General features: G+C 71.9%; 4 protein-coding genes and 1 tRNA gene. 2 read left to right on the plus strand and 3 right to left on the minus strand.

The annotated features are described in order from the left end of the window. Nucleotides 1-105 precede the first annotated feature (105 nt). Nucleotides 106-192: transfer RNA gene (locus tag WEB03_RS03845), tRNA-Leu, on the plus strand. Between the two features lie 84 nt (nt 193-276). Next, complete coding sequence (locus WEB03_RS03850; RefSeq protein ID WP_368069654.1) at nt 277-1,689, plus strand: NAD-dependent malic enzyme; 1,413 nt, start codon at nt 277-279, stop codon at nt 1,687-1,689. Nucleotides 1,690-1,729: 40 nt separating this feature from the next. Here the strand turns inward: WEB03_RS03850 and WEB03_RS03855 are convergent, their stop codons facing one another. Genes WEB03_RS03855 through WEB03_RS03865 form a run of 3 tightly spaced genes read right to left on the minus strand, consistent with a single transcriptional unit; the run spans nt 1,730 to nt 3,618 of the window. Further along, nucleotides 1,730-2,173 (minus strand): hypothetical protein, encoded by a 444-nt coding sequence (locus WEB03_RS03855; protein WP_368069655.1) that lies wholly within the window; start codon nt 2,171-2,173, stop codon nt 1,730-1,732. A 32-nt stretch (nt 2,174-2,205) separates the two neighbouring features. Then, a complete protein-coding gene (locus tag WEB03_RS03860) occupies nt 2,206-2,379 on the minus strand; it encodes an SDR family NAD(P)-dependent oxidoreductase (protein ID WP_368069656.1) in 174 nt (57 codons plus the stop codon). 30 nt (nt 2,380-2,409) lie between these two features. Beyond that, nucleotides 2,410-3,618, minus strand: coding sequence for an acetyl-CoA C-acetyltransferase (locus WEB03_RS03865; protein ID WP_368069657.1), 1,209 nt, complete (start codon nt 3,616-3,618; stop codon nt 2,410-2,412). Nucleotides 3,619-3,699: the final 81 nt, after the last annotated feature.

The raw sequence follows: 3,699 nt of genomic DNA on the forward strand, positions 1-3,699 counted from the left end.
CACCGATCGGATGGGCTCCGGACGTCCGAGGGGCCGACCGGGCGGGAACCGCCGTGATGCGCCGTTCACCCGTTCTCCCTGATCAGCGGTAGCGTCCCGAGCCACGCGGGCGTGGCGGAACTGGCAGACGCGCTGGGTTTAGGTCCCAGTGGCCGCAAGGCTGTGGGAGTTCGAGTCTCCCCGCTCGCACCACCACCACCACCACCACCCGGCGAGTCCTGCTCCGAGGGCGACACGGGCGCTAGCTTCGACGTTCACGTCAACTCGGAGTTCACCGTGACCAGCCCGAACGCGTCCTACTCGATCACGATGCGGCTGCAGCTGGCCGCGGATGATGCGGGGGCGGTGGGGCGGGTGACCACCGCGATCGGGGAAGCGGGTGGTGCGGTCGCCGCGATGGACTTCGTGGAGACCGCGACCGATCCGCTCACCGTGGACGTGACGGCGAACGCCGGCGACTCGGACCACGCCGAGCGGATCCGCGACGCGGTCGATGGCGTCGACGGTGTGCACGTGCACCGGGTCTCGGACCGCACGTTCCTGATGCACCTCAAGGGCAAGCTCGAGGTCAACCCGACCGTGCCGCTCAAGACCCGCGACGACCTCTCGATGGCCTACACCCCCGGGGTCGCCCGGGTCTGCCTCGCCATCGCCGACGAACCGGACGACGCGCGCCGGTTGACGATCAAGGGCAACACCGTCGCCATCGTCACCGACGGCACCGCCGTGTTGGGGCTCGGTGACATCGGCCCGACCGCGGCCCTCCCGGTGATGGAGGGGAAAGCCGCCCTGTTCAAGCGCTTCGCCGGCATCGATGCCTGGCCGGTGTGCCTCGACACCACCGACGTCGACGAGATCGTCCGTACCGTGATCGCCCTCGCTCCCGTGTACGGCGGGATCAACCTCGAGGACATCTCCGCACCCCGCTGCTTCGAGGTCGAGGAACGCCTGCGCGAAGCGCTCGACATCCCCGTCTTCCACGACGACCAGCACGGGACCGCCATCGTCAGCCTCGCCGCGCTCCACAACGCGCTGCGTCTGGTCGACAAGCGCCTCGAGGACATCACCGTGGCGATGTCCGGCGCCGGCGCCGCTGGCGTGGCGATCGCCAAGCTCCTGCTGCGGGAAGGGGTCGGCGACATCATCGTGGCCGACCGCAAGGGCATCCTCGCTCCCGACGGTGCCGGCCTCGACGACTCCAAGCGCTGGCTCGCCGAGCACACCAACACCGACGGACGAACCGGCAGCCTCCGCGACGCCATCCGTGGTGCGGACGTGTTCATCGGTGTGTCGGGCCCCAACGTCCTCGATCCGCAGGACATCACCACCATGGCCGCCGACCCGATCGTGTTCGCGCTCGCCAACCCCGACCCGGAGATCGACCCTCTCGGCGCCCGCGAACACGCGGCCGTCGTCGCCACCGGCCGCTCCGACTACCCCAACCAGATCAACAACGTGCTCGCCTTCCCCGGCATCTTCCGCGGCGCCCTCGACGCACGCGCCACCGCCATCACCGAGGACATGAAGGTCGCTGCAGCACGCGCTCTGGCCGACGTCATCACCCCCGACGAGCTCCGCGACACCTACATCATCCCCTCCCCCTTCAACGACCGCGTCGCCCAGGTCGTCGCTGAAGCCGTCCGCGACCAGGCACGACAGGAACAGGTGACCGCCGACCCCGCGCGCTGACCTCCGCGAGCCCTCCGGCTCCGGCAGGTGCCGAGGTGCCCTACGCGGCGGGCCCTCGTCGCCGTTCGGCCGCGAACCGCGCTTGCTTCCGGTGCGCCTGGGCCATGACCACCGGCGCCATGACGGCCGCGAGGCGCGGGAACGCCGCGTAGATGCGCACCAGACCTCCGCGCCACCGCGGCACGCTGACCACCGGTCGTGGCCGGCGGTGCACGTCGACGACGACGGCTGCCACCTGCTCGGGCTCGGGCGCGAGCACGGTGCCCGACCACGACAGGGCAGCCTCCGGATCGTCGAGGTGGTCGTCCAGCATCGGGGTCCAGATGCCGTCGGGACACACCGCCGTCACGTGGACACGCTTGGACCCTTGGCGGCGCAGGTCGAGGCCCGTACCGACCGAGTACGCCAGCGCGGCGTGCTTGGTGGCCGAGCACATCGTCTCGCCCGGAGGTGCCACCAACCCGGCGAGCGACACGATGTTCACGATGTGGCCACGGTCCGCCGGCCGCATCACCCTCAGCGCCGCCTGGGTCCGAGCTCACCGGCGACACCGTCGGCGGCGGCCCGATCGATGTCGGCGACCCAGACCCGGTGCCCTCGCTCGATCAGCGCAGCCGCGATCGATCGACCGAGGCCGCCGGCGCCGCCGGTCACGACCGCACCCATCGCTGCCGAAGGTCGACGTCCCACGTGCTCGCTCCCTCGCCCCGCTGGAACGGATCAGCTGATCCGCTCGAACACCGCGGCGAGCCCCTGGCCACCGCCGATGCACATCGTCTCGAGCGCGTAGCGACCCTCGCGGCGGTCCAGCTCGTGGAGCATGGTCGCCAGGATGCGACCGCCGGTCGCGCCGATGGGGTGACCGAGCGAGATGCCCGACCCGTTCGGGTTGAGGCGTTCGTCGTCCGGGGCGATCCCCCAGACCGACAGCACGGCGAGGACCTGCGCCGCGAAAGCCTCGTTCAACTCGATGACGTCGAGGTCGTCCATCGCGATGCCAGCGCGCCCGAGGGCGGCCTCGGTGGCGGGGACCGGGCCGATGCCCATGCGCGCGGGTTCGACACCGGCGACGGCCCACGACACCAGCCGTGCCAGCGGGCGCAGGCCGTGCTGCTCGGCGGCCTCGGTGGTGGTCACGATGCAGACGGCCGCGCCGTCGTTCTGTCCCGACGCGTTGCCCGCGGTCACCGTCGCGTGCTCATCGACGCGTGAGCGCAGCGCCCGGAGGCCGGCGAGCTTCTCGAGCGAGGTGTCGGGGCGCGGGTGCTCGTCGACGTCCACCACGCTGACCGCGCCGCGACGTCCGGCCACCTCGATCGGGACCAGCTCGTCGTCGAAGCGGCCCGCCTCCTGCGCGGCGACGGCCTTGCGGTGCGAGCCGAGCGCGAACGCGTCCTGATCCTCACGCCGGATACCGAACTCCGCACGCAGGTTCTCGGCCGTCTCGACCATGCCACCGGGGACCGGGTGGTCCGCTCCCCCTGCGGTCACTCGCCCTCGGGCGAGTCGGTCGTGGAGCTCGCCGGAACCCTTCAACCCGTCCCGCGCCCCGAGCACGTAGTGCTCGACCCGGCTCATCGATTCGGCCCCGCCGGCGAGCACGAGGTCGGCCGCGCCGGTCTGCACGCGCATCGCCGCGTCGAGGACGGCCTGGAGCCCCGCACCGCAGCGACGATCGACCTGCACGCCGGGCACGGTCACCGGCAAGCCCGCGTCGAGCGCCGCGACCCGGCCGAGCGCGGGCGCCTCGCCGTTGGGGTAGCCCTGCCCGAGGATGACATCGTCGACACGCGCGACATCGAGGCCGGTCCGCTCCACCACGGCACGGATGACGGTGGCCGCCAGCGTCGCCACCGACACCGAAGCCAGCACCCCGCCGTACCCGCCGACCGGCGTGCGGAGCGGCGAGCAGATCACCGCCTCACGCACGATCGCTCCTCGTTCGCCCGACCTCGTCCGGCGACTCTACCGAGAGCCGGGAAGGTGCCGAGGCGTCCGGCTCTCGACAGG

This window comes from Nitriliruptor sp. (assembly GCF_040882075.1).
Lineage (GTDB): Bacteria > Actinomycetota > Nitriliruptoria > Nitriliruptorales > Nitriliruptoraceae > Nitriliruptor.